The organism is Burkholderia sp. BE17 (genome assembly GCF_009362305.1).
Lineage (GTDB): Bacteria > Pseudomonadota > Gammaproteobacteria > Burkholderiales > Burkholderiaceae > Burkholderia > Burkholderia pyrrocinia_C.
Window position 1 is genome coordinate 285,722 of sequence record NZ_WHNU01000002.1, and the last position, 26,269, is coordinate 311,990.

Annotated in this window: 23 protein-coding genes and 1 pseudogene; 14 read left to right on the top strand and 10 right to left on the bottom strand. The window is 65.7% G+C overall.

The genetic code is table 11. From position 1 onward, the window contains the following. Window position 1 precedes the first annotated feature (1 nt). The 3 genes from GD429_RS03805 to GD429_RS40270 all read right to left on the bottom strand — a co-directional run bounded on the left by GD429_RS03805 (window position 2) and on the right by GD429_RS40270 (window position 3,587). The gene (locus tag GD429_RS03805) at window positions 2-2,641 is read right to left on the bottom strand and encodes an ImcF-related family protein (protein ID WP_321574390.1); all 2,640 of its coding nucleotides are present in this window, start codon (window positions 2,639-2,641) and stop codon (window positions 2-4) included. Continuing rightward, window positions 2,535-3,113 (bottom strand): hypothetical protein, encoded by a 579-nt coding sequence (locus GD429_RS40895; protein ID WP_227791527.1) that lies wholly within the window; start codon window positions 3,111-3,113, stop codon window positions 2,535-2,537. Before GD429_RS40895 ends, GD429_RS03805 begins: the two co-directional genes overlap by 107 nt. Before the next feature lie 318 nt (window positions 3,114-3,431). Next, a complete protein-coding gene (locus GD429_RS40270; RefSeq protein WP_227791528.1) occupies window positions 3,432-3,587 on the bottom strand; it encodes a T6SS immunity protein Tli4 family protein in 156 nt (51 codons plus the stop codon). On the opposite strand from GD429_RS40270, the pseudogene tssK reads away from it, so the two are divergent. From tssK to tssE, 6 genes and pseudogenes are all read left to right on the top strand, one after another. After that, window positions 3,547-4,827: pseudogene (gene tssK / locus GD429_RS03810) on the top strand (type VI secretion system baseplate subunit TssK); the annotation flags it as partial. The gene GD429_RS40270 and the pseudogene tssK sit on opposite strands and share 41 nt — an antisense overlap. After that, window positions 4,827-5,582 carry a DotU family type IV/VI secretion system protein gene (locus GD429_RS03815; protein WP_193727048.1) on the top strand — a complete coding sequence of 252 codons (756 nt, stop codon included), beginning with the start codon at window positions 4,827-4,829 and terminating at the stop codon, window positions 5,580-5,582. The pseudogene tssK and the gene GD429_RS03815, both read left to right, overlap by 1 nt. Next, on the top strand, window positions 5,579-7,342 hold the full coding sequence (locus GD429_RS03820) for an OmpA family protein (protein WP_321574391.1): 1,764 nt from the start codon (window positions 5,579-5,581) through the stop codon (window positions 7,340-7,342). Before GD429_RS03815 ends, GD429_RS03820 begins: the two co-directional genes overlap by 4 nt. A gap of 96 nt (window positions 7,343-7,438) precedes the next feature. Continuing rightward, on the top strand, window positions 7,439-7,924 hold the full coding sequence (locus GD429_RS03825; protein ID WP_034185090.1) for an Hcp family type VI secretion system effector: 486 nt from the start codon (window positions 7,439-7,441) through the stop codon (window positions 7,922-7,924). Window positions 7,925-8,063: 139 nt separating this feature from the next. Further along, complete coding sequence (tssH, locus tag GD429_RS03830; protein ID WP_152855735.1) at window positions 8,064-10,778, top strand: type VI secretion system ATPase TssH; 2,715 nt, start codon at window positions 8,064-8,066, stop codon at window positions 10,776-10,778. Continuing rightward, on the top strand, window positions 10,775-11,197 hold the full coding sequence (gene tssE, locus GD429_RS03835) for a type VI secretion system baseplate subunit TssE (protein ID WP_105393430.1): 423 nt from the start codon (window positions 10,775-10,777) through the stop codon (window positions 11,195-11,197). Before tssH ends, tssE begins: the two co-directional genes overlap by 4 nt. 10 nt (window positions 11,198-11,207) lie before the next feature. Here tssE and GD429_RS03840 read toward each other — a convergent pair whose 3' ends face one another. Next, window positions 11,208-11,993, bottom strand: coding sequence for an NAD(P)H-dependent oxidoreductase (locus GD429_RS03840; RefSeq protein ID WP_152855736.1), 786 nt, complete (start codon window positions 11,991-11,993; stop codon window positions 11,208-11,210). A gap of 86 nt (window positions 11,994-12,079) precedes the next feature. Here GD429_RS03840 and GD429_RS03845 point away from each other — a divergent pair, with 86 nt between their 5' ends. Together GD429_RS03845 and GD429_RS03850 are read left to right on the top strand one after the other, a co-directional pair. Further along, on the top strand, window positions 12,080-12,973 hold the full coding sequence (locus tag GD429_RS03845; protein WP_152855737.1) for a LysR family transcriptional regulator: 894 nt from the start codon (window positions 12,080-12,082) through the stop codon (window positions 12,971-12,973). Between the two features lie 220 nt (window positions 12,974-13,193). Beyond that, a complete protein-coding gene (locus GD429_RS03850; RefSeq protein WP_034185087.1) occupies window positions 13,194-13,604 on the top strand; it encodes a DUF2471 family protein in 411 nt (136 codons plus the stop codon). Between the two features lie 105 nt (window positions 13,605-13,709). On the opposite strand, the gene GD429_RS03855 is transcribed toward GD429_RS03850, so the two are convergent. Continuing rightward, window positions 13,710-15,743 carry an NADPH-dependent 2,4-dienoyl-CoA reductase gene (locus tag GD429_RS03855; protein WP_152855738.1) on the bottom strand — a complete coding sequence of 678 codons (2,034 nt, stop codon included), beginning with the start codon at window positions 15,741-15,743 and terminating at the stop codon, window positions 13,710-13,712. Between the two features lie 74 nt (window positions 15,744-15,817). Here GD429_RS03855 and GD429_RS03860 point away from each other — a divergent pair, with 74 nt between their 5' ends. Beyond that, the gene (locus tag GD429_RS03860) at window positions 15,818-16,900 is read left to right on the top strand and encodes an AraC family transcriptional regulator (protein WP_152855739.1); all 1,083 of its coding nucleotides are present in this window, start codon (window positions 15,818-15,820) and stop codon (window positions 16,898-16,900) included. A gap of 24 nt (window positions 16,901-16,924) precedes the next feature. Here the strand turns inward: GD429_RS03860 and GD429_RS03865 are convergent, their stop codons facing one another. The 3 genes from GD429_RS03865 to GD429_RS03875 form a co-directional block, all read right to left on the bottom strand. Then, window positions 16,925-17,374 carry an aconitase X swivel domain-containing protein gene (locus tag GD429_RS03865; protein WP_152855740.1) on the bottom strand — a complete coding sequence of 150 codons (450 nt, stop codon included), beginning with the start codon at window positions 17,372-17,374 and terminating at the stop codon, window positions 16,925-16,927. Further along, entirely contained in the window at window positions 17,367-18,614 is a 1,248-nt protein-coding gene (locus GD429_RS03870) for an aconitase X (protein ID WP_152855741.1), read from the bottom strand. Before GD429_RS03870 ends, GD429_RS03865 begins: the two co-directional genes overlap by 8 nt. Before the next feature lie 227 nt (window positions 18,615-18,841). Continuing rightward, window positions 18,842-19,270, bottom strand: a complete 429-nt coding sequence (locus GD429_RS03875) for a MarR family winged helix-turn-helix transcriptional regulator (RefSeq protein WP_152855742.1) — start codon at window positions 19,268-19,270, stop codon at window positions 18,842-18,844. Window positions 19,271-19,381: 111 nt separating this feature from the next. Here GD429_RS03875 and GD429_RS03880 point away from each other — a divergent pair, with 111 nt between their 5' ends. The 5 genes from GD429_RS03880 (at window position 19,382) to GD429_RS03900 (ending at window position 25,053) form a co-directional block, all read left to right on the top strand. Next, the gene (locus tag GD429_RS03880) at window positions 19,382-20,308 is read left to right on the top strand and encodes a LysR family transcriptional regulator (RefSeq protein WP_152855743.1); all 927 of its coding nucleotides are present in this window, start codon (window positions 19,382-19,384) and stop codon (window positions 20,306-20,308) included. A gap of 107 nt (window positions 20,309-20,415) precedes the next feature. Continuing rightward, window positions 20,416-20,847 carry a MarR family winged helix-turn-helix transcriptional regulator gene (locus GD429_RS03885; protein ID WP_152855744.1) on the top strand — a complete coding sequence of 144 codons (432 nt, stop codon included), beginning with the start codon at window positions 20,416-20,418 and terminating at the stop codon, window positions 20,845-20,847. A gap of 64 nt (window positions 20,848-20,911) precedes the next feature. Continuing rightward, window positions 20,912-22,006 (top strand): HlyD family secretion protein, encoded by a 1,095-nt coding sequence (locus GD429_RS03890; RefSeq protein WP_152855745.1) that lies wholly within the window; start codon window positions 20,912-20,914, stop codon window positions 22,004-22,006. 13 nt (window positions 22,007-22,019) lie between these two features. Then, window positions 22,020-23,594 carry a DHA2 family efflux MFS transporter permease subunit gene (locus GD429_RS03895; protein ID WP_152855746.1) on the top strand — a complete coding sequence of 525 codons (1,575 nt, stop codon included), beginning with the start codon at window positions 22,020-22,022 and terminating at the stop codon, window positions 23,592-23,594. Window positions 23,595-23,610: 16 nt separating this feature from the next. Then, window positions 23,611-25,053, top strand: a complete 1,443-nt coding sequence (locus tag GD429_RS03900) for an efflux transporter outer membrane subunit (protein ID WP_152855747.1) — start codon at window positions 23,611-23,613, stop codon at window positions 25,051-25,053. 50 nt (window positions 25,054-25,103) lie between these two features. Here GD429_RS03900 and GD429_RS03905 read toward each other — a convergent pair whose 3' ends face one another. Both GD429_RS03905 and yfcF read right to left on the bottom strand, forming a co-directional pair. Beyond that, window positions 25,104-25,286, bottom strand: coding sequence for a hypothetical protein (locus GD429_RS03905; protein ID WP_069250984.1), 183 nt, complete (start codon window positions 25,284-25,286; stop codon window positions 25,104-25,106). Between the two features lie 6 nt (window positions 25,287-25,292). Next, window positions 25,293-25,925 carry a glutathione transferase gene (gene yfcF / locus GD429_RS03910; protein ID WP_321574393.1) on the bottom strand — a complete coding sequence of 211 codons (633 nt, stop codon included), beginning with the start codon at window positions 25,923-25,925 and terminating at the stop codon, window positions 25,293-25,295. Window positions 25,926-26,269: the final 344 nt, after the last annotated feature.

A 26,269-nucleotide genomic window follows, 5' to 3' on the forward strand; every position in this document is an offset into this window, starting at 1 on the left:
CTCAGTACGCAAATGCGTCGCCCAGCAAACGGAGGGCGTGTCCGAACGGTCTGGTGGAGGCATCGGAAGATGCGGAATTCGTCGCCAGCGAAGACATCGCCATTCGCGGATCGCTCTTTGGCGGGTTCTCGCCGGGTGTGGTCGGTCGCGGTTCCGCTATCGCGGCCGTCTGACGGGATGCCTTCTTGGCCTCCATCGGCATCGCTTCATCCGGCCACGCCATCGCGCCCGGCAGCCCCGGCAGCCCCGGCAGCCCCGGTGGCAGCGGCACGGCAGCGTGCCTGGCTGCGGCGATCGCCGCAGCCGGCAACGGCGGCGGGCTGGCCGTCGACACCTTCGGCCCGGCGCCCGCCACCCCGGTCATGAAAATCCGTGCAGGCAGCACGAAGTTGCGCAACTGGAGAACGTCGAGCGGGCCGGCGCCCGCCTCGCTGCGCAGTTGCACCTTCAACGGGATGCCCTGGCTCGTATCCGGCATCCAGGTCAGCAGGTAACGGGCGTTGTCCTGTTGCGTGACCTTCGCCCGCTCGAACAGGCGAACCAGGCCGAAGCGCCCCTGCGAATCGAGCGCCGTCCGCAAGCCACCCTGCTCGGTCTGCCATTCGATATGCGACAGGTTTTCGAGCGACTGGCCGGGCCATTCGAACGGCGTCCATTCCTGCTTCTGGTTGAAGTAGTGCAATTCGCGGCCGGACAACACGAATCGCATATCGGTGACGCCCGGCGTCGGCACCGCCTGCAACTCGTAGCGCACGCGCGCATCGCCGGACGGAAACAGCACCGTCGAAATGCGCGTGAGTTTGTTCAACCCGATCAGAAAGCCCGGGTCGATCGTCAGCGCACCGGAATCGGTGCCCTGTGCGGGCACCCAGCGGTCGCCCTGCCGCTCGATGACGCCGGCGAGCTGCGTCGTCACGAATTGCGTGATCACGCCGCCATCGGGTCGCATGAAGCGCGCCATTTCCGGCAGCGACGCATCCGGATCGGCGCTGGAGACGATCTGCGACGTCTTCAGGCGCATGGCCGTGATGCGCTCCAGATAGCGGGCGAGGCTCAGGTCACCGGTCGCGGCCATTTGCGCGGCGGCGGTTTTGCCGTTGGCAGGCGTGCCGGAGACGAGATCGCTGCCAGTCAGGCGCAGGATCGGCCCGAACGCGGCCGCCAGCGGCGCGAGCTGAGGCTTGACGTGCTTCGACGGATCCTTTTCGTCGGCACCGACGAGTTGTTGCGCCTTGCTGATCAGCGTGTCGGACAGCGACTGCATGTTGGCTCCCGTTCCCGCCTGATAGACGATCGCGTTCATCAGCGCGACGAGCGGCGAACGTTGCGGATCGCCTAGCAAGGTCAGTTGATCGGCCGTGGCGGAAAGCGTCGGTGCCGGTTGCCAGCGCACGCTGTTGAGGAACAGTGCCCAGGCGCGCGCATAGTCGTCGAAATAGCGTTGGCGCAGTTCGTCCTTTAGTGTCGATGAGGACTGGCCGGCTGCCTTGGTGTCGGAAAGCACCCAGTCGCTTGCCACGTCGTGTTGCTCGTCGGCTTCGTCGATGGCCTTGGCGATTCGTTCGTCCCATGCTGAGCGGGTGAATACGCCCGGAATGGTCATGGTCGTGTTGAACAAGCCGCGGCTTGTCGCGCCACCTGCACCGGCCTGGGATGCGGCGTCACCCAGCAGCGTGGCAAGCGATACCGGCGGATACTTCGGCGTCGCTTCGTCGAGGATCTGCTGGTAGACCGCGTCCCGCGAATTCTGAATGCCGCGAACGCCGATCACCGTCTGGCGGGTTGCTGCGATCAAGGTACTGTCCGGAACGATCGCCAACGCAGCCGCGGGCGACTTCGCACCGGGTCCCAGGTGGTTCGTGAAGAATGTAATGGCTTGCCGCCGCAAGTCTTCCCATCTGCCTGGCGACAACGATGAATTGACGGGGCGTGCCGGCATCGACGTCGCGACGAGCTGGGGTGTCAGGAATGCGGCCACCGCGCGCTCCGGCTTCGCGAGCATCAGATAGGTCTTGAGCGTGTCGTATGCGGCCTGTACTTGCGCATCGCCGCCGCTGGCGATTTCTGCGTCGGACAACGATGCCAGTTGATGCAGTCGCGCCTCGAGTTGCCGGCGAATCGGGCGGACGAGAATGCGGTTTGCCGCATCCGCATAGTGTGGCCAGAGGGTGTCGAGCAATGCGTGGTCGCGGTTCAGGCCGAAGCGGGTGGTCAACGGTGCGCCTGCTCGCCGATGGATTTCAAACGTGTCGATTTGCCTGTCGAGGTTGACAAGCGTCTGCAGCAACCGCGTCGGGTCGTCGGTTCCCTTGAGTGTCGCGACCGTGTCTGCTGCACTTCCGATCGTTGCGCGGTTGACGAAGCCGGACAGCATCGTGCCAGCAATCCAGCAGCCGATCACGGCTGTCGCCATCCATGCTGCCGTGGTCGACAGCGAAAAGCCGACGCGGCGACCATGAACCTTGCGGCTGTGATCGGCGACGGTTTGCCAAACCGTCCGGTGCTGAGGATTGAATCGAGAAACATCGGCCCTCTCAGTATCGGCATGCGGCTGCGCCAGATCCCGCTCCTTGAATAGCGGCGCGAACATCAGGCCATAGATTCCACCAGTCCGAACACCGGATTCGGTGGTTTTGAGCACCAGACCCGCCAACGCGCTGCGCAACATCGAAATATGCTGCGCCAGTTGTGCCGGGTACGGTTCGCGGTTCGAGTTTGATTGAGCCGCCCAGCAATTTGTCGAACGCATCCTCTTTCGCGTCACTCGCAAACCTGTATGCCGCCGCCAGCAGCACAAGCGGTCGGCTGGCCTGTTCGAACACACCAGTCACATACTTTTCCCGAGCTTCGTTCCACGCAATTGCATCCAGTCGACGACCTTCGAAAACGCTATAGCGCCGCAACACGACGAAGGCGGCAACGCCAACCGGGTACACCGTGACGCATATCCAGAACCATAGGGACTGCGTCGGCTCATCTTTGGGCCAGAGAAGCAGTACAGCAAAAACTCCGGCAAGCACGATGACGAAAAACACAATGGTCCAGACGAAGCGAGAGGGCGGCTCGTCCGGCTCTGGTTCTTCCGGTGGAAGATTTTCGAAGTTAACAGCCATTTGCAATCCTAAAAATATTAGGACGATGTTGGAGTCTACGAGACACTGCATCTATCAAATCAATGTCGTCCTCAGTTGAACTGGCCTCGTCAATCTTCTACTGCAATACCGTCCGACGGCCGTGTTCGTTCCGTCGATCGACCGCACCCCGCAACTCGTTCCGCTTCTGACATGGCGACGGAAATACCTCGTCGCATAAGTAACGCATTGCCTCGTTCACTGTCATCACGCACGGTGCGCCCAACGCGATGCGAGGCAGCATCGTGGCAACCGGCATGGCAAGAAGCGTCATCAGAACTTCCCGGCGAGATAGCGTCTTCATACCGCCCCCGGGCGCAGGCGAATTGAATCCACCACGGCATCCCACAACTCCAGCGCCTCGCCGTCGTTGGCGAACGATTCCTTGTTGGTGGGGTAAGCGCTTTCGCCCACGCGCAGCGAGGCGTTCGCGCTGCAACAACTGGCGTCGGCCATCGCCGTATCGCCTTGGGGAACGCTGAACGTCGACGTCGACGAAGAAGCACTGGCCTCCGGCCGCCTGAAGCTCACACGGCTGCAACTTCGCTTCCCGGATGGCACGCCGGTCGACACGACCGTCGCCGACGCACTGCCGCCCGCTCGCGACCTCGTCCGCGAAATTCCTGCCGATACCCAGACCGTCGATGTGCTCGCCGCACTCGCGCTGCCCGATGCGAACGGCAGCAACTGCCGTTTCGACGAAACGGCGCTGGCCCGCCCGCGTCGCGCGTACCGCGAATTCGTCAAGGTGACGGACCTGAACGGAACGGCGGAAGCCGAAATCGCCGCCGAGCGCCACGCGGTCCGGTTGTTGTACGGCTACGAATCGCACGCGGACGATACGGCCTGCGCGATAGCCCGCCTGACGCGCACGACGAGCGGCCAGTTCCAGATCGATCGCGGATATGTACCGCCTTGCCTGTCGCTGTCGGGTCACCCACTGCATATCGAGCGCATCCGGCGGCTTGCGGATATCCTCGCCGCCAAAAGCGCGCTCCTCGGCGCGCGCCGCAGCGAACGGATCGAACAGGTAGCCGAATACGGCGTCGCCGACGTCCAGCTCTTCTGGCTCCTGCACTGCATTCATCAAGCGTGGCCGCAACTGCGCTTCCTCTCGTCGCATCCGGCGCAACCCACGGATCGCCTGTACCAAGTACTCGCCCAGTTGGCAGGATCGTTGACCACGTTCTCGACGCGCGTGTCGCTGACCGACATCCCGCCTTACGATCATGCCGGTGCACATGAGGTCTTCGCGACGCTCGAGTCGCTGATCCGCGATCTGCTCGACGCGATCATCCCGTCGCGCGTCGTGTCGATCGGGCTTTCGCACACGACGCCGACAACCTGGGTCGGCCAGTTCCGTGACGAGCGCATCGTCGAAGACGCGGCGGACTGGTACCTGTCCGTCAGCGCCGCGCTGCCGGCATTCGAGCTCGTCGAACAGTTTTCGCGCCTGTGCAAGATCGGTGCGCCGGACGATGTCGAACACATCGTCAATTCCGCAGTGGCCGGTATTCCGCTCAAGGCCGTGCAGCGAGTGCCCGGCGCCATTCCGGTTCGGCTGGACAACCACTATTTCGCGCTCGACGCGCATGACGCCGCGCATGCGCGGATGCTCGCCGCGCGTGCTTGCCAGATCTACCTGCCCGCGTCGATTCCGGACGCGTCGATCGAACTCTATGCGGTGCTGCGCTGATGAACGCCATCGTCTCCACTCACCATGAATCCGCGCTGCTCGCGCGGGAGCCATCGTCCGGCCGCTCGCCCCGGCCTTCGATGCGGGCGCTGCTGCGCGATACCGCGCTGCTCGTTACTCACCTGTCGAACGGTGGGCAGGTCGACAGCCAAGAAAACCTGCGTCAACAGTGCGTCCGACTCATCGCGCAGTTCGCGACGGCACTCGATGCGCAAGGAATTGCCGCCGATATCCGGGACGACGCCGTCCTCGCCCAGTGCGGGCTGATCGATGAAGCGGCATTGCGTTACCTTCCCGCGTCGGACAAGGGGAACTGGGAGTCCCGACCGCTACAGGTCGAGCGCTTCGGCACTCACGACGCGGGGACCCGCATCTACGAGCGCCTCGAGCACCGAATGCGAGAACCCGCGCCGAACGTCGACCTGCTCGAATGCTATGCGGCCGTGCTCGGCCTCGGGTTCCGCGGCCGTTACGCTGCCCGCTCGGGCCTGTCGGCGGAAGCCCACGACGGCGAAGCGAAGCGCCAGGCCGTGATCGCTGCGCTGGTCGCACAGATCGATCAGTTGCGACCGGACGCGCAGCCGGGGTTCGTCACCGACCGCTCGAACACACGGCTGATCGACCGGTTCAAACGCCTGTCGCCGTGGGCGATTGCGGGAATCGCATGCGTGATCGCGATATGCGTGTGGTTCGCGTGGGATCGCATCCTCGACGCGGAACTGGCACAACTCGTCCAGAAAGCGAAGCGGCCGTGACTTCCGATACCGCTCTCCCGCCGGCGGCAACACGCGCCGACTCCGATGCCGCGCGCGCGGCGCTGTCGGGCCTCGGCTACCCGCTGCGCACGGTCGTGACGACATCGGCCGCACTGGCGCTTGCCGTCATCGGATGGGTTCTGCCTGTCGACCGCGGCGTCATGTGGGGATTGATTGCGATCGTCGTCGCGCTTTCGGCGCTGATCGTCTGGTTGCATTCGCGCAGAATGACGCATGCCCGCGAACGAAACGTGCACGTGCTTGCGCAACTCGGCGCGGCGACCGCCGACCTGCCCGTCGCGCTGCGCACCAGGATGCCGCTCGCCCTCGTCACCGGGGACGGCCTGCCCGCCTTGTTCGATCGCGACGCAACCCGATCGCGTTTCGTCCACGTCGGCGACGGCGCCATCTGGTTGCGCGCCGATCGCCCCCAGGATCTTCCCCGTCTTGCCGTCGCCGTCCGCCAGTGGCGGGACGGTCATGCCCCCGATTGCGTCGTGTTGTCGGTCGCGCCGGGACTTCATGCGAACGACGATGTGCTGTCGCAAACGCTGCGTATCATCCGGCAGGCGGTTGCAGACACGTCGCGCATGCTTGGTGCGTCGCTGCCGGGCTACGTCGCGATCTACCAGCGACTCTCCGATACCGCCGCTTCAGCGGGGCCGGCATCCCCATGGTACGGCGTATCGGCAGGCTCGCCAATCGCGGACATGCACCGTTTCGACTCCGCGATCGACGCAGCCGAATCCGATGCCCTCCATGCCGACGGAAGCCACTCAGGCGCGGCACGCGCCGCCGGGATCGGATCGATGATCGGATGGACTCGCCGCACCGTGTTCGACACGCTGACGGACCGACGCCAGCCTGCGTCGCCCTGGCCGTTGTTCGGCGCCGGCTGGATCGACCATGGCCCCGCGACGGGCCCCGGCAAGCCATGGGAACGTGAAGTCCGATCGTGCATCGGTATCGCGCCAGCCGCGCTGCCTGCATCGCCGTCCCCATGGCCGCTGCCGCAGCCGCTGATCGACGCGATGCCGCGCCGGTCGCGGCGATCGCCACGCGTCACCGCAGTCGCGCATGTCGTCGCGATCGTTGCTTGCGCGGCCACCGCCGCCATCTGCGGCGCTGCGAAAAACAACGAAACGCTGATGACCCGAATCGGCGAACATGTCGAGCGATACAACCGTCTCCCCGCTGCGCAAGACGCCGCAAAGCGCGACGCGCTCAAATCCCTTTCGTCGGACCGCGACCAACTCGACCGGTATGCCCGCATCGGCGTTCCGCTCCGACTGTCGTTCGGCACGTATCGCGGAGCTCAACTGCTGCCGATGCTCAACGACGCGATCGCCTCCTACGAACCGCCCGCGCCGCCACCCGCCGTCGTCACGCTGGACAGCATGTCGCTGTTCGACAGCGGCAAAGCAAAGCTGAAGCCGGGTACCACGCGCGCGATGGTCGATGCGCTGGAACTGATCAACGCGCATCCCGGCAAGCGCGTACTTGTGGCCGGCTATGCGGACGACCAGGGCCGCCCCGACCGCAACCTGAAGCTGTCGATCGACCGCGCGACCGCCGTGCGCGACTGGCTCGTCGATGCATCGGGCTTGCCGACAACTCAATTCGCGATTCAGGGCTACGGCGATACGCGGCCGGTCGCGGACAACGCCACGCCTGAAGGACGGGCGAAGAATCGTCGGGTCGAAATCACACTGGTGCCCGATATGCCGGCGCCGGTCGCTTCGAGCCGCACCGCGATGTAACACGCGTTTTGGTTCCCGGGGCATTCGCCCTGGGTTTGTCAGCGCCGGGCTCCGGTTCCGGCGATTCGCAGTACGAATAAGAAGGAGTGGACAAAAATGGCAATTCCGGCCTACATGTGGCTCAAGGACGACGGTGGTGCGGACATCAAGGGTTCGGTAACCGTCCAGGATCGCGAAGGCAGCGTCGAACTGGTCGCGTTCGATCACGGCATACACATTCCGACCGACGGCAACACGGGCAAGCTCACCGGCACGCGCGTGCACAAGCCGATCACGCTGACGAAAGAGACGGACGCATCGACGCCATACCTGTACAAGGCCGTGACGAGCGGCCAGACGCTGAAGTCGGTCGAGATCAAGTGGTACAAGATCGACGACGCGGGCAAGGAGAAGGAGTACTTCAACACGAAGCTCGACAACGTGAAGATCGTCGCCGTGAAGCCGAAGATGCTCGACATCAAGAACCCCGACTACGAGAAACACAACCATCTCGAAGACGTCGAACTGCGCTACGAGACGATCACGTGGTCATACAAGGACGGCAACATTATCCACAAGGACACGTGGAACGAACGTTCCTGATGCGCTGACCGACTGGCGGAATCCGGCACGCCCGCGCGCCGGGTTCCGCTGCGCCAGTCGCCCATTCGCATTCGCGCCCCGCGGTTCGCATGGGCATCGACGAATGCACGCCCTCCTCCCTTCCTGATCCGCTATCGACATGACGCCGCCTCTCCGGGACGCCTCCCATCTCATTCGCCGTCTCAATCCTCATTGCACGCGCGCGCTCGAAGCCGCCGCGAGCCTGTGCCAGACCCGGCTCGCGGACGAAATCGCGGTCGAGCACTGGGTGCTGAAACTGATCGAAGCGGACGACGGCGACATTCCGGCAATCCTGCGCCACTACGACCTCGATATCGATGCGGTGTGGGATGCGTTGATCGACGTAATCGACCGCATGCCACGCACGTTGCGCGGCATGCCGGCGCTGTCACGGCAGCTCGCCACGATGATCGAGGATGCGTGGACGCATGCGATGTCGGACGGTTCCGACGGCACCATTCGTTCGGGCCATCTGCTGCAGGCGATCGTCGACGCGCCGCACGTCTTGCGCACGCAACGTGCGTGGCCGCTGTTGTCGGTTTCGAGCGCGCAGATCCGGCGCGTGCTGCCGCGGATCGGGCGGCGTTCATCCGAGAACGCGTCCGATGAAATGACGTTGCAGCCGAAAACGTCGCCAACCATCGATCAGCCCGGCAATGTTGCGACGGAAAATTCCGTCGATCGTCACGCCCGGCACGCACCGTCTCGCGCTACCGACGACAACGCACTCGCGCGCTTTGCGCTCGACCTGACCGAGAAGGCCCGCCGTGGCGAGATCGACCCCGTCTTCGGCCGCGACCGGGAGATCCGGCAGATGATCGACGTGCTGGCGCGCCGCCGCAAGAACAACCCGATCCTGGTCGGCGAGCCGAGTGTCGGCAAGACAGCGTTGGTCGAAGGACTCGCGTTGCGCGTGATCGAAGGCAGCGTTCCGGAAACGATCCGCGACACGCGCATCCTGACGCTCGACCTCGGCTTGCTGCAGGCGGGCGCAGGCGTGAAGGGGGAATTCGAGCAACGGCTGAAGAACGTGATCGACGAGGTGCGGACATCGGCGACACCCATCCTGCTGTTCATCGACGAAGCGCATACGCTGATCGGCGCGGGCAACGCGGTAGGCGGCGCCGACGCGGCCAACCTGCTCAAGCCGGCGCTCGCCCGCGGCGAATTGCGCACGATCGCGGCAACCACGTGGGCCGAGTACAAGGAATATTTCGAACGCGATGCCGCGCTCGAACGGCGCTTCCAGGTCATCAAGGTCGACGAGCCCGACGACGACACGGCCTGCCTGATGCTGCGCGGGCTCGCAAGCCGCTATGCGAAGCATCACGACGTCCACATTCGCGACGACGCGATCGTCGCGGCCGTGCGGCTGTCGCGCCGCTACATTCCTGCCCGCCAACTGCCGGACAAGGCCGTCGATCTGATCGACACGGCGGCCGCGCGCGTGCGCATGGCGCTCGACGTGCCGCCGGTGGAACTGCAGCAGGCACGTGCAACGCTGACGGCACTCGAACTGGAACGCGCCGCGCTCGATGCGGATTCCCGTGCCGGGATCGACGACGTCGCCGGGCGGCGCGCGACGATCGACACGGAGCACGATTCCGTGCGCGATACCGCCGACCTGCTGCTCGGCCAGTACACGCGAGAACGCGAAATCGTCGACATCTTGCGCACCCTTCGCGGCGCAGCCGGCTCCGCGCCCGATCCGGTGGCCATTTCCAATGCCATCGATGCGCTGTCGACCGTTCAGGGCAAGTCGCCGATGATCGCCGCCGACGTTGATGCGCAATCCATCGCGCGCGTCGTCGCGGAATGGACGGGTGTGCCGGTCGGCAATCTCGTCGACGACGAACTGCGAAGCCTGCTCGCGCTCGAAGCGACGCTCGCCGCGCGCGTAGTTGCACCGGACGATGCGATCGGTGCGTTGGCGGAGAGCCTGCGTACCGCCAAGGCCGGCCTGAAGAGCGAGCACGCACCGCTCGGTGTGTTCCTGCTCACCGGGCCGTCCGGCGTCGGCAAGACCGAAACCGCGCTGGCACTCGCCGACCTGCTGTTCGGCGGCGAAGCCGCGCTGACGACGATCAACCTGTCCGAGTACCAGGAAGCGCATACGGTATCGCAACTCAAGGGCTCGCCGCCCGGCTACGTCGGTTACGGACGCGGCGGTGTCCTGACCGAAGCCGTGCGTCAGCGTCCGTACAGCGTCGTGCTGCTGGACGAAGTCGAGAAAGCGCATCGCGACGTGCTCGACATTTTCTATCAGGTGTTCGACCGCGGCACGATGCGCGACGGCGAGGGACGCGAGATCGATTTCCGCAATTGCGTGATCGTGATGACGTCCAATCTCGGCAGCGCGCAAATCGACGATGCAACGGCCGAGGATCCGGCGATTACGCACGCAGCGCTGCGCGAAGCCGTTCATCCGCAGTTGGTCGCGCACTTCCAGCCCGCACTGCTTGCGCGCTTTCAGACACTCGTTTATCGGCCGCTCGGCGCGGCGGCGCTCGCGTCGATCGTGCGGATCAAGCTGGACAAGATCGCCGAGCGCCTCCATCGGCAACACGCAGTGACCCTGACCTGCGCGGACGACCTGATCGAAGCGATCGCGCAGCACTGCGTGTCGCGCGAATCCGGCGCACGCAGCGTCGACGCGTTCCTGAACCAGCGCGTGCTGCCGGTCGTGTCCCGCGAACTGCTTGAACGTATGGCATCGGGCACTACGCCAGGGCAGATCCTGTTGTCGGCCACCACCGAAGGATCGTTGACGATCGACTTCGTCGACGCGCCGGCGGCCGGCGATACCGGCACTGCGCGATGGAACGACCGATGACCGCCGGCCCCTCCCTCTACGACATGCTGCTCGGCCAGATCGGCGGCGAACCGATCGGCGCTTACGACGACCGGACGCTCGAATGCCTGAGCGTGCAGCAGAACGTACGCCGCATTCTCAATACGCGGGCCGGTGCGCTCAAGCACCTGCCCGACTACGGGCTGCCCGATCTCACGAACATCTACAAGGCACTGCCGGCATCCGCACACTTGCTCAAGCAGCAGATGGAAGCGACGTTGCTGAAGTACGAGCCGCGCATTCGGTCGATCGACGTCGGGATCATCGACAACCGCGACCCCGGCATCCTGGTCAGCTTCGAGATGACGTGCCACCTGAAGAACGCCGGGCTCGTGCGTTTCGGCACCTACTTCGAGCCGCCGGGCCGCCTGCGCGTCGAACGGCGCATCGATCGGTCATGACCACGCGCAATCAGCGCCCATGCGCGAGATGCGCCGCAAACCCCGCCCTCCCCGGCGCGATCTCCTCCTTCAGCGTCAACGCCGGAATCTCGTAATCGCCGGCGTTCTGCCGCCGGAACGGAATCGGCTGCGTGGTCCACAGATCGTCGAGACGCCTGCCGAGCGCCGCGCGCGTTTCCTCGAAGCGCGCGTCGTTCATCTTTCCCGTCCGGTAGATCACGAACGGCGGCAGCACGTCGAAACCCGGGTAATACAGAATCCCGTGCTGAATCGGGAACAGCACGTCGTCGATCGGCCCGTTGATGCCGCGCGGGCTGTAGTGCGATTCCCACCCGCCTGCCGTGACGATCACCATCGCCCGCTTGCCGGCAAGCGACCCTTCGCCGTAGCGGTTACCCCAGCGCGTGTCCGAATGCTCGCCGACGCCGTAGGCAAAGCCGAACGCATACACGCGCTCGACCCAGCCCTTCATGATCGCCGGCATCGAGAACCACCACAGCGGAAACTGCAGGATCACCGCATCGGCCCACTTCAGCTTGTCCTGCTCGCGCGCAATGTCTTCGCTTTGCGTGCCGGTCGCGAACGCGTGCTTCGAATCGAGCGACGGATCGAAACGCGCATCGGGCGCGCGATCGGTCACGTCGTTCGCGTCGAACGCGGCCTTCCAGTTCATCGCATACAGATCGGTCACCTGCACGCTGTGGCCGGCCGCTTCGAGATGTTCGACGGCAAAGTCGCGCAGCGCGCCGTTCAGCGAACGCGGTTCGGGATGGGCATAAACGATCAGCACATTCATGTTCGTCACTCCGTTGATTGAATGACTGCAGGATGCCGCCGCCCAAGGTATATTTGAAATGAATTTCTGATATTCCAGGTATAGCCATGAATAATCTCAGGCGGCTCGATCTGAACCTGCTCGTCACGCTGGACGTGTTGCTCGCCGAGCACAACGTCACGCGCGCGGCCGAGAAGCTGAACATGTCGCAACCGTCGGTCAGCGTGCAGTTGCAGAAACTGCGCGACCTGTTCGGCGATCCGCTGCTGCTGCCGGGGCCGCGCGGGATGCGGCCGACCGCGCGCGCGGAAGCACTGCGCGAGCCGTTGCGGGACGCGCTGGAAGCCGTCGAGCGCGCGGTGAGTCCGGCCACGCCGTTCGATCCGGCAACCGCGACGAACACGTGGCGCGTGGCCGCGACCGACTACGGCGAATCGACGATCGTGCTGCCCGCGCTGAACACGCTGCGGGCGGCCGCGCCCGGTACGCGGCTGGCCGTCGTCGAGCTCGTGCCGCCGCGCATCGAGCAGGATGCCGAGCGAAGCGGCATCGACCTGGCCTTCCATACGACCGAGGGTTCGCCGGCCGGCATGCGGCGCCTGCCGCTGTTCGTCGAGCGCTACGTGCTCATCGGCCGCGCCGGGCATCCGAAGCTGAAGCGGCGCCCCACGCTCGCGCAGTTCGGCACGCTCGAACACGTGATCGTGTCGCCCGATGGCGGCGGCTTCTTCGGCGTGACGGATGAAGCGCTCGCGAAAGTTGGCGCCGCGCGGCGCGTCGTGCTGTCCGTGCCGCATTTCTTGTTCGTGATGTCGGCCGTCGCCAGCACCGATCTCGTCGCGATGCTGCCCGAGCGGCTGGTGCGCGACGTGCCCGCGCTGCGCGTCGTGGAAGCGCCGGTCGAGGTGCCCGGCTATGAAATGTCGATGCTGTGGCACGAGCGCGTGCATCGCGATCCGGCCCATCGGTGGCTTCGGGAGACGATTGCAGCATCGGTATAAGCCAACGACGGCGGCCGGATTCGGCAAGGCGGGGAACGGCGTGCCGGACGGCGCCCGATTGCCGGTTTCGGTCGCCTTCGCCAGGGCCGCCCGGCCCTGCTGCAAGATTCTTCATTCGGGACTTGAAACCGCCTCGAACACTGTATATATTTACAGTGCTTTTGCACCATTTGACCCGAATTCCGTCACCCATCGACGGACGGATTTTTGTGAGGCGACCATGTTCCAGTCATCCGCATTCGATCCCGAGCAACCCGGTTTCAACCCGATCCACTTCGAGCGCGCCGCGCGGCAGGCGGTCGTCGATCTTCAACGCGTCGTCGGCGCCCCCGCGCAGCGGGCGCTCGGCCTGCGGCGGCGCAGCCATCCGGCCGCGGTCCGCACGATGAGCTGGCAGGCGCTGTTGAATGTCGAGGAGCTGGCGTTCTCGAACGCCGGTTTCCTGAACCGCAACGATCCGACCGTCGTCGATGCATTCATCCGGCTGCGCGACAGCCGAATGGTCGCGGCGGACATCGAGGAAGCCGTCGACTGGAAGCGCGACGACGACGATCTACCTGCCGTCTATCTGATCGTCAAGGCGATGCTCGAGGCGGAAGAAACAGAGGCACAGCGCGTCGAGATGGAATGACCCCGGCGGCCGGCGCGGCCTTCCGGTCAGGCCGCGCCGGCGCAAGCGCCGAATCCTGGGACAGCGCATGCCATCGCGGTCACGCGCAGCCGCGCCATCGAGCAATCAGAGCCGCGCCGCGAGCCGCGCGCCCTGATCGATCGCGCGCTTTGCATCGAGTTCGGCGGCCAGTTCCGCACCGCCGATCAGGTGCACCGAGCGCCCGGCCGCCTGCAGCGGCGCGAGCAATGCGCGCTGCGGCTCCTGCCCCGTACAGAGCACGATCGTGTCGGCTTCGATCAGCTCGTGATCGGTGCGCTGCTCGCCGTACGACACATGCAGCCCGCGCGCATCGATCAACTCGTAGTTCACGCCGCCGATCATCTTCACCTGCTTCATCTTCAGCGTCGCGCGGTGAATCCAGCCGGTCGTCTTGCCGAGCCCCTTGCCGAGCGGCGCGGCCTTGCGCTGCAGCAGCGTCACTTCACGCGCGGGCGCCGCAACCTGCGCACGCGTCACGCCGCCGCGCGTCGCGGCCGGGTCGGTCACGCCCCACTCGGCCTTCCACTCTTCCAGATCGAGCGCCGGCGACTCGCCGTCCTGCACCAGATACTCGGCGACATCGAAGCCGATCCCGCCCGCGCCGACCACCGCGACACGCCGGCCGACCGGCTGCTTGCCGGCGAGCACGTCGATATAGCTGAGCACGTTCGGCCCGTCCTGCCCGGGAATCTTCGGATCGCGCGGCGCCACGCCGGTTGCAAGCACGATCTCGTCGTAGCCGCCCGCGATCAGGTCGCTCGCGTCGACGCGGCGGTTCAGGTGCAGGTTCACGCCGGTCAACTCGACCTGCCGGCCGAAGTAGCGCAGCGCTTCATGAAACTCTTCCTTGCCCGGAACCCGCTTCGCCATGTTGAACTGGCCGCCGATCTCGGCGGCGCCGTCGAACAGGTCGACCTGATGGCCGCGCTGCGCGAGCACGGTCGAGCACGCGAGCCCGGCCGGCCCCGCGCCGACCACCGCAATGCGCTTCGGCCGCTGCGCGGGCGTGTATTTCAGCTCCGTCTCATGGCACGCGCGCGGATTCAGCAGGCACGACGCGATCTTGTTCCTGAACGCGTGATCGAGACACGCCTGGTTGCAACCGATGCAGGTGTTGATCTCGTCGGCGCGGCCCTGCGCGGCCTTGACGACGAACTCGGCATCCGCGAGCAGCGGGCGCGCCATCGACACCATGTCCGCGCAGCCATCCGCGAGGATCTGCTCGGCCACTTCCGGCCGGTTGATCCGGTTGGTCGTCACGAGCGGAATGCCGACCTCGCCCTTCATCTTCTTCGTCACCCACGCGAACGCGCCGCGCGGCACCGACGTCGCGATGGTCGGCACACGCGCCTCGTGCCAGCCGATCCCCGTGTTGATGATCGTCGCGCCCGCGCGCTCGACGGCCTTCGCGAGCTGCACGGTTTCGCTCCAGTCGCTGCCGTCCGGAATCAGGTCGAGCATCGACAACCGGTAAATCAGGATGAAATCGCGGCCGACCGCTTCGCGCGTGCGCTCGATGATCTCGATCGGCAAGCGGATGCGATTCTCGTACGAACCGCCCCACTGGTCGGTGCGCTTGTTCGTATGCATCGAGATGAACTGGTTGATCAGGTAGCCCTCGGAGCCCATGATCTCGACGCCGTCGTAGCCGGCTTCGCGCGCGAGCTTCGCGCAACGGACGAACGCGCGAATCTGCCGCTCGACGCCGCCCGCGCTCAGTTCGTGCGGTGCGAACGGCGAAATCGGCGACTTGATCTTCGACGGCGCGACCGCAAACGGGTGGTAACCGTAGCGGCCCGTATGCAGGATCTGCAGTGCGATCTTGCCGTCCTCCGCATGCACGGCGCCGGTGATCTCGCGATGCCGCCGCGCGGCGGCCGACGTCATCAGCGTGCCGCCGAACGGCTTGGTCCAGCCGGCCACGTTCGGCGCGAAGCCGCCCGTCACGATCAGGCCGACGCCGCCGCGCGCGCGTTCGGCGAAATATTCGGCGAGCCGCGGCAGCGTCTTGCGGCTGTCCTCGAGGCCCGTGTGCATCGAGCCCATCAGCACGCGGTTCTTCAGCGTCGTGAAGCCGAGATCGAGCGGCGCGAGCAGATGGGGAAAGGGGGTCGTCATGATGATCCTGCCAGTAAGCGATGCCTGCATCGTAGGCGCGCGCCGCCTTGAACGTGAGGGGGCAAACAGCCATAATGCTTGTCATTTCCGGCCAAAATGACATGACCTCCCCACTCGCCAAGGACCGCCTCGGGCTGCGCCGGCCGACGATTCCGGTCGCCTATACGCGCCTGCTGCTGCAGGCGCTGGCCGCGCGCGGCGTCGACCTGGCCGCCGTGCGTGCCGGCACGGGCCTGCGCGACGCGGTGCTGGCCGAACCCGACGCGCGCGTCGCGCCGTCGCAATGGGGGCGGCTCGTGCTCAACGCGATCGAAATCGGCGGCGATCCGGGCATCGGGCTCGCGTTCGGGCTGCTGCTGAAGCCGACCGTGCACGGCTTTCTCGGCTACGCGACGCTGACCGCGCGGGACATCCGCGAAGCGCTGTCCATCACGCAACGCTACTTCCGGATGCGCAACCGGCAATATCGGCTGACCTATGCGGAAGACGAACGCGGCGCGACGCTCGAACTGCACGGCGTGCAAGCCAGCCCGGTGCTGCAGCATCACGTGATGTTCGAATTCGTGCTGACCGGGCTCGCGCAGAACATCTCGCAATGGGCCGGACGTGCGTCGCCGCCGATCGCGTTGCAATTCATGTGGCCGGAGCCCGCGTATTTCGCGCGCTATCGCGACCAGTTGCCGCCGGTCGAATTCGGTTGCGCCGCAAATGCGCTGTGGATTGCACGCGACGTGCTCGACTGGCCTCTGCCGCTCGCCGACGAAGTCGCGCACCGGCAGGCGCTCGTGCAGGTCGAGCGCGAGTACGCGCAGGTGCGGCAGGAGGAAGGCGATCTGGTCGAGCGCGTGCGCGCGGAGCTGGCGAAAGCGACCGGCGTTTATCCGGGGCCTGAAACGCTCGCCGATGCGCTGCTCGTATCGACTCGCACGCTGCGGCGCCGGCTGGAGGAAGCCGGTTCGAGCTATCGGCAATTGCTCGACGAAGCGCGGTTTCGTGACGCGAAGCAATTGCTCGCCGCATCGGATCTCGACCTGAAGACGATCGCCGAACAGCTGCAATTCACCGACCCGGCGAATTTCACACGCGCGTTCCGGCGCTGGGCCGGGCAGACGCCGAGCGCGTATCGGGAAGCGGCCGGCGGCCCGTCACACGACTAAATCGGCTGGCTGGCGCGCGATGCATCAGCCGCCGACGTAGATCCGCGCGCCGCCGTCCCCGTCACCTGCCTCGATCCGCACCTCGCCGGTTGCGGCGACGATCGCGTCATACACGTCATCGGTCACGCACACCACCGGCACCGCGATCGCATACAGCTCGGCGGCCACGATCGCGCCGATCGAGATGATCAGGTCGCGCTCCTTCAGCACGATCCCGACCGGCCCCGTGCCGTTGCGCACGGCTTCCGCGAGCACGCTGCTGCTCGAACTCGAGCCCTTCGCGTGCGGCATCACCATCACCTTGCCGGCAAGACTCGCGCCGGCCTGCGGGTGCCCGCGGTCGACGATCCTGCCCGCGCCCGAATCGTAGCCGCCCCAGAAGCTGAGCGGCTTGTCGAGCACGAACGCGCTCGCGCACGCGCTGCCCGGCACGAGCGTGTCGCCCGTCAGTTCTTTGCCCGTCGCGTCAGTCATCGAATCGCACCTTTCCTTCGTACGCCGACCGCACGCATTCGCGCATGCTGCCGTACGCGACCGTCACGCCGATGTTCGCGGGCGCATACGACGCCCATTTCCCCGAGTTGGTCATCACCAATCCCGACAGTTGCTTCATCACCGGCGTGATGTACGTGCAGGTATCGACGACGATCTGGATGCCGCGCGCGGCGAACTTGTCCGCGAGGCCGGCTTCGCCCAGCTCCCACAAGATGAAGCGGCTCGTGTTCACGTAGAAATCGCAGGCCGGCTTGCCGTCGTACGCGTCGAGCAACGCATCGAGCGTGCGGAATTCGGCCAGCGAGAAATGCGGCGTGCCGAGCGCCACCGCGACGAGCGCGTCGCCGGCCGCGCCGTGATTCAGCGTGCGGCGAATCTCGTCGAGGTCGGTCATCGCGACGTCGACCGTGCGCTGCGCCGCGCGCCCGTGCAATGCGGCATCGAGCGTCGGCGCCTCGGGCGTCACGCCGACCGCATGGAACAGCGCGACGGCCCCGCTCGATGCGGCGGCCGCACCCAGCGCCTTGAGTTCGTCTTCGGTGGTATCCGCCGGCAGCCCGACGATCGCCGGCACGATCGCGCCCGCGACCTTGCCGATCAGCAAACCAAGCGCGGCGAAATAGATGTCGCGCGACGGTAGGCCGCTGAAGTCCGGCGCGTTGAACACGATCCGCGCGGCGCGGTTCGCTTCGACATGCAAACCCGCGTACGGCGCGCGCCCGGTGATCGCGGCGGCCAGGTCGAGAAAATCGCCGTACCGGCTCGTGCGCGCGCCGAGCACCGAGTTCGCGAACACGATCGCATTCGATTCGGCCCACGCGATCTGCTCGCCTTTCGCGGGACGGTTCTTCAACTGATACGGCGCGCACGTGAAGCTCGATTCGCAGCCGAGCTGCAGATGCGCGTCCATCAGGCGCTGCGCATCGCGCTGGATCGTGCGGTCGCCGTGGTACAGCTCGGGATGGATCAGGTCGAGCGACCCGACGTTCAGTGTGGTCGGCACCGCGACCTTCGCGCCGGTGTCGACGAAATACTCGACGAAGTCGAGGCTCGTCTGGCCGTGATAAAGACAGCCGTCGATATGCGCGGACTTGATGTCGATCAGGTGCGGCGCGGACATCACTTCCGCCGTGCGCGCGACGATCCGCATCGCACGCGCGACGCCATCGCCGAAATCCCCGCGCAACATCGCGTCGTCGCGGTCGCTCAACTGCAGCATCGGTTGCTCCTCGTGACTCGTGCCGGCGGCGCCGGCCCGTGAAATCCGTCAGAGGACTCTACAACTGGAAACAAAAAACGTCCAGATATCCATCCATCCGGACAGTTAAAAAACCAATTATCAGTTGTAGATGCCACCTTTCCGCGCCTCGAACGCTGCCGAAGCGGACAATGGCTCGAATTTGGCTCCAGTTCGTCGACACACGCCAGCCAGCCGGCCGCCCCCGCCTAGCGTTCCGCGGTAAGGCTGAACAGTTCATCGCGCAGCGCCTTCGCGCGCCCCTCGCCGAACTGCGTCTCGAATTCTTCCTGCGCGGCCTGCCACGCGACCAACGCCCGCGCGAACGTGCGCTCGCCGAGCTTCGTGAGGCTCAGCGCATGCGCGCGCGCATCGTGCTCGGACGCGGCCGTCGCGACAAAACCGTCGCGCTGCAACGGCTTCAGCGCGCGCAGCAGCGTCGTGCGATCCATCACGAGCGATTCGGCGAGTTCGCTCATCAGCAGGCCGGGCCGACGCGTCAGGTTCGCCATGATCGAGAACTGCGCGGGCGTGACGCCGACCGGGGCCAGATGGCGTTCGTACAGTTGCGTGACGAAGCGCGCCGCCTGACGCAGCGCGAGGCAGTTGCACGCTTGGGCAATCTGGATGTCGTTCATGCTCCGCAATTTATATGTGCATATGCATAAAGTCAATGTACACTCCGCCGTAACGAGGCTGGCGGCCGGCCAGGAGTGTCCGGCGCCCGCCATCGCGTCAAGGAGACGGACATGGACTACATCGACAAGCTGCGGATTTTCCGGTCGGTGGTCGAGATGCGCAGCTTCACGCGCGCCGCCGACATGCACGGCCTCGCGCGGCCGGTCGTGTCGCGTGCTGTTGCCGATCTGGAGGCGCGCTTCGGCAGCCGGCTGCTGCACCGGACCACGCGCCAGGTGTCGCTGACCGAAACCGCCGAGCGCATCTACGAGCGCTGCGCGGCCGTGCTGGACGAACTCGACGCGCTCGAAGTGGAAGCACAGACACAGACGCAGACGCGCGAACCCGAGGGCCTGCTGCGTCTCGTCGCGCACACGACGGCCGCGCTGAACCGGCTCGTGCCGCTGATCGCCGGCTTCAAGAGCGCGCATCCGAAGGTCCGCCTCGACGTCACGCTGACCGAGCGCCCCGTCGATCTCGTCGGCGAAGGCTACGACATCGGCATCGTCGTGCCGTACATGCTGACGAGCGAGACGACCGTCGTGCGGCTGGTCGAGCGCATTCCGGTCGTGATCGTCGCGACGCCCGCGTATCTGAGCGCACATCCGCGCCCCGAGACGCCGGCCGACCTGGCCGATCATCCGTTCGTGCCGATATCGCCGTCGCTGCGCCGGCCCGCGCTGTCGTTCCGCGTCGACGGCGACACGCTGACCGTGCCGTACCGCTTCGACATCTCGTCGAACAGCCCCGTCTTCAACCGCGAAATGGTGATGCACGACTTCGGCATCGGCGTCGTGCCGAGAACGCTCGTCGAAGCCGAACTCGCGTCGGGCGCGCTCGTGCAATTGCTGGAGGACGCCGATCTCGTCGACGCATTCGTCGAGATCAAGCTCGCGTACGCGAACCGCGCGCTGCTGCCCGCGAAAGTGAAGGCGTTCATCGACTACACGGCCGCCTATTGCGACCGCGTGGGCCGGATCGTTACGGCCGCGGCCTGATCCGGCGCGCGGACGCGCCGGCCTGACGCCGATTGGTACAGCCACGACACCAATCTGATCTCGCTCCACCCATCGCTTCACCCCGCCCCGCGCCCTAACATGTGCACATGCACAAGACCACGCTAACCGATGACGATTGCTTCGCGGTCCGGCAAGCCGCTCGCCGGATCTCGCAGTTCTACGAGCGTTACCTGTCGCGGGCGGGCGTCACGCCGTCGCAGTACAGCATTCTCGCGCTGCTGCGCGAGCGGCCGGGCCTGACGATGGCGACGCTGTCGGCCGTGCTGGTGATCGAACGCACCGCGCTGCTGCGCGCGCTCAAGCCGCTCGTCGGCGCGGCGCTGGTGACGGGCCGGATCGAGCCGCCGTGCCGCGGCCAGACGTTCGCGTTGACCGAGCACGGCGAAACGAAGGTCGCCGACGCGCACGTGCACTGGCTCGCCGCGCAGGAAGCGTTCGAGCGGCGGTTCGGGTCGACACAAGCGGCCCGCCTCAGAGACGAATTGTTCCGGATCACGCACAACCTGCCGGAGCGCTAACCCCTTCCCCGATCGACGTGATGTCGTCGGTCGTTTTAATACGTGCATATACATAGGTGAATCGATGGAAACGACCCAGGAAGTCACTGCCTCCCGTGAGGCAGCCACAATCGACCGGCCCGCGAAGCAGCGGCGCCGCGTGCCATGGATGCGCATCGCGGTGATTGCCGTCGTCGTCGTGGTGGCCGCGGCCGCGCTCGACTGGCTATTCGTGCTGCGCTTCCAGGAGAGCACCGACGATGCGTATGTCGGCGGCGACGTGACGGTGCTTGCACCAAAGGTCAACGGCTTCGTCGACCGGATTCTCGTGACCGACAACCAGCGCGTGAAGGCCGGCGACGTGCTCGTGCAGCTCGATGCGCGCGACTACGATGCGAAGCTCGCGCAGGCCAGCGCCGAAGTCGACAGCGCGCGCTCCGCCGTGACCGAACTCGAAGCGAAGCAGCAACTGCAATACGCGGTGATCGGCCAGCAAGCGGCCGACAAGAATTCATCGTCGGCCGAACTGACGCGCGCCGCATCGGACCGCGTACGCTATCGCGAGCTCGTGAAATCCGACGCCGTGTCGAACCAGATCGTCGAGCGCGCGGACGCCGACTATTCGAAGGCCGGTGCGGCCGTCGAACGCAGCGACGCCGCGCTGCTCGCAGCGAAGCGGCAGCTCGACGTGCTCGGCGCGCAGCTCGCCGATGCGCGGGCCCGCGTGAACACCGCGCTCGCCGCGCAGCACGTCGCTGCACTCAACGTCGAATACACGACGATCCGCTCGCCGGTCGACGGCTACGTCGGCAATCGTACGGGCCGCGTCGGCATGCTCGCGAACGTCGGCGTGCCGCTGCTGACGGTCGTGCCGGCTTCCGGGCTGTGGATCGACGCGAACTTCAAGGAAGACCAGCTTCGCAAGATGCGCGCGGGCGATCGCGTCGACGTATCGCTCGATGCGTCGAGCACGCGCCTGCATGGCCGCGTCGACAGCGTCGCGCCCGCGACCGGCGCGACCTTCAGCGTGCTGCCGCCCGAGAACGCGACCGGCAACTTCACGAAGATCGTCCAGCGCGTGCCCGTGCGCGTGCATCTCGATCCGCAGCCGGGCCTCGAACACGTGCTGCGCCCCGGCCTGTCCGCGGTCGTGACCGTGCATACCGACCACGCGAACTGAGCGGGAGCCGACCATGACCACCGCGTTTTCCGGCGACCCCGCGTCGCAACCCACCAGGCAGCGCGTATTCGCGTTCGCGCTGATGTGCGTCGGCTTCTTCATGGCGACGCTCGACATCCAGATCGTCGCGTCGTCGCTGCGCGACATCGGCGGCGGCTTGTCCGCGAGCCAGGACGAGCTGTCGTGGGTGCAGACCGCCTACCTGATCGCCGAGATCATCGTGATCCCGATGTCGGGCTGGCTGTCGAAGGTGATGTCGACGCGCTGGCTGTTCGTCGCGTCGGCCGTCGGCTTCACGATCACCAGCATGCTGTGCGGGCTCGCGTGGGACATCAACTCGATGATCCTGTTTCGCGGGCTGCAGGGCGCGCTCGGCGCCGCGATGATCCCGACCGTGTTCACCACCGCGTTCGTGCTGTTCCCCGGCAAGCAGCGGCTGATCGCATCGACCACCATCGGCGCGCTCGCGTCGCTCGCGCCGGCGATCGGCCCCGTGATCGGCGGCTGGATCACCGACCAATGGTCGTGGCACTGGCTGTTCTACCTGAACCTCGTGCCGGGTATCGCCGTGGCCGCACTCGTGCCGCGCTACGTGCATATCGACGAACCCGACCTCAGCCTCATCAAGCGCGGCGACTATCTCGGCATCGTGCTGATGTCGGGCTTCCTCGGCTGCCTCGAATACGTGCTGGAAGAAGGCCCGCGCAAGAACTGGTTCGGCGACGATGCGATCGTCATCTGCGCATGGGTCTCCGGCATCTGCGGCTTCCTGTTCATCGTGCATGCGCTGACCGCGGAAGATCCGATCGTCGACCTGCGTGCGCTCGCCGTGCGCAACTTCGGGATCGGCAGCCTGCTGTCGTTCGTGACCGGCATCGGGATCTTCGTGACCGTGTTCCTCACGCCGCTGTTTCTTGCACAGGTACGCGCGTTCAGCTCGCTGCAGATCGGCATCGCGCTGCTGTCGGTCGGCGCGTTCCAGTTGCTCGCGCTTGGCGTGTATGCGTTCGCCGCACGCTACTTCAGCATGCGTGCGCTGCTCGTGTTCGGGTTGATCTGCTTCGGCCTCGGCTGCTATCTGTACACGCCGATCACGCACGACTGGGGTTGGCGGGAACTGCTGCTGCCGCAGGCGCTGCGCGGCATCGGCCAGCAGTTCAGCGTGCCGCCGATCGTGACGATGGCGCTCGGCTCGCTGCCACAGTCGCGGCTGAAATCGGCGAGCGGGCTGTTCAACCTGATGCGCAATCTCGGCGGCGCGATCGGCATCGCGGTGAGCGCGACGATGCTCAACGACCGGCTGAACTTTCACTACCTGCGCCTGAACGAGCATGTGAGCGCCGGCGAGCCGCAGATCACGTCGCTGCTCGACCACCAAGCGGCGTACTGGACGGCTGTTGCGGGCAATACGCTGAATACCGCGCAGGCCGGGCTCTCGAACCTGCATCGGCTGATTTATCGCGAAGCGCTGACGCTCACTTATGCGGATGCGTACTACGTGCTGTCGCTGTGTTTCGTCGTCGCGCTGCTTGCCGTCGTGTTTTCCAAACCCATTACGTTGAACGCGCCACCGCCGGACGCGCACTGAGGCTGAGGCCATCATCATGAAAAAGCTACTCGTCGCGCTGGCTGTCAGCGCATTCGCCGCCGGCTGTGCAGTGCAGCCCGCGCAGCATCCGGCGCTTAACGAATCCGTTCAGACGCTCGCGCCCACCGCCTGGGATACCGACGTGCCGCGCGCGGACATCGACGCCGCCGCATGGTGGGCGCAATTCCACGATCCCGTGCTCGACCGGCTGATCGCGACCGTGCTCGACGGCAACCTCGATCTGCAGGCCGCCGCCGAACGCGTGAAGCAGGCGCAGGCGTTGACCGTGCAGAAGCGCGCGGCGCTGCTGCCCGAACTCGACGCAACCGCGCATGCGGCCGACGCGCGGCAGAACACGCCACCGCCGCTCGGTTATGTGCGACAGGCCGGCGTGGGGCTCGCGCTGAGCTGGTCGCCCGATGTGTTCGGCGGCGAACGGCTCGATCTGCTCGCGGCGCAGGCCGAGCTCGTCGGGCAGAAACATGCGGAAGATGCGATGCGGCTCGCGCTCGCGGCCGATGCGGCATCCGCGTATGTCGATCTGCGCTGGGCGCAGCAAGAGTTGAAGATCCTGCAGGACAACGCGAAGATCCGGCAGCATGCGCTCGAACTCACGCGCAAGCGGCAGGCGTTCGGGCTGTCGACTGAACTCGACGTCACGCGCGCGCAGAACCAGCTCGACGCGCTCGAAGCGCGGATTCCGCCGACGCAGGCGCAGATTTCGCATCAGCTCAATCTGATTGCCGTGTATTCGGGGCGGACGCCGGAATCGGTCGATCGGCTCGTGTTGGCGCAGGCTGGGGAAATTCCTGCGCCGCCAGTTGGTGCACCGGGGACGTTGCCTTCGCAGGCGTTGCTGCGGCGGCCCGATGTGTTGACAGCTTATGCGCAGGTCGAGCGGCGTGCGGCGCAAGTGGGTGTTGCCGAGGCCGAGCGGTATCCGAAGTTTTCGCTGAATTTGACGGACGGGATTCTGGCGGCGTCGTATCTCGGGTTGCCTACGTTGACCGACAACCTGTTCAGCGCGGCGTTGAGTGCGACGAGTCCGATCTTCAATGCGGGGCGTATTACCGCCGATATCACGCAGAGCGAAAGCCGGATGCGCGAGTCGGAACTCGGGTTAAGGCAGACGATGCTGCAAGCGTTGAGGGAAGTCGAGGATGCACGTGCGAATCTCGTCAGTTCCGATGAGGCTACGCGGCGGCTCGATAGCGCATTGGCGGCTTCAGATAAGGCGCTTGGGTTGGCGAATCAGCTCTATAAGGGAGGCGCGACGGATTTTCTCGACGTGCTTTCGGCGCAGGAGGTTTATTTGCGCGATTCGGATTCGCTCAATCAGGTCAAGCGCGAGCACGCGCTAGCAGCGGTGGCGTTGTATCGGTCGCTTGGGGGTGGGTGGAGCCGGAACGACGCGACGGGTGGGCCGCAGACGGAAACTGACGCTGTGGCGAAGAACTAGGCCGGATCACGATACGGCGCCGGCTTCAATACTTGCCGGCGCCCCGCTCTTCAGCCGCACGATCCGAGACACTGGACCGTCGTCAACGCAATCGAGTAAGCCACGATCCACGCAATACCGAGCCCGACAATCACGGTGACGATGCGCGTGATGAGCTTGTGCCAGAACCGGACCGCAACGAACACGCCTGCCGCCAGCAGGAGCACCATGAGGATCGGCCAGATCACATTCATCGCGAACTACAGCGGCGGCCGCTTCAACTTCACCCAACGCTGCACCGACGCCCGCTCCCACTGCGCACGCGCATAATCGGCGAGACGCTGCGGCACCGGATCGTCATTCAGCACCAGACGGTTCAGCATCACCGCCAGATCGACATCGGCAATGCTCCACTCGCCGCACAGGTGTGCCGCGCCCGGCGCGAGCAATTTGTCGGCGGCCGCGAACAGCTTCTGCGCGGCAGCCTGCGCCAGACTCGACAACGGCTCGCTCGTCGGGCCGTAGAACAGCACTTCGGTCGACCGCTCCGTGCGGATCGGCATCAGGTCACTGCGCAGCCACGCCTGCACCTGACGCGCCCGCGCGCGCTGGCGCGGATCGGCCGGATAGAGCCGCGTGCCCGGGAAGATCTCGTCGAGATACTCGGTAATCGCCGACGATTCCGACAGCGCGAAATCGTCGTGAACGAGCGTCGGCACGCGTTGCGTCAGCGACGTCGCCGCATAGTCGGGCGCGAAATGCGCGCGGTTGCCGAGATCGACGGTCACCAGTTCGTACGGCAGTGCTTTTTCCTCAAGGGCGACGAATACCGACATCGCGTAAGGGCTCGTGTATTGCGCATCCGCGTAGAGACGGAGATTACCGGTTTGCACTGCTGGCTCCTTTTTGGGGCGGAGGTTCGGTGGGCTTGCGCTCCGACGAACTCCGCATGGGTCAATGCGGCGTGTGCGACAGATTAGCAGCGGCAGGAAAGGCGGTGTTGGTGGTTTCGTGTGCGTTGTGGCCGTTTGGTCATACTGCGCGTAAGTCGACACCTGATCTCTCAGTCAGTGTCAGATCAGATCCGAGCTCGATTGGCCGTCACTTCATGAACCTGTCCGCATTTTTGTGGGCGAGGCGGTTGAACAACGCGTTATCCACGCGCCTGGGTGAATCGTTCACCGAACAGGATAGCAAACTGGTTCATTGCTGATTTCCAGTCGAACGCTGCCCGCAC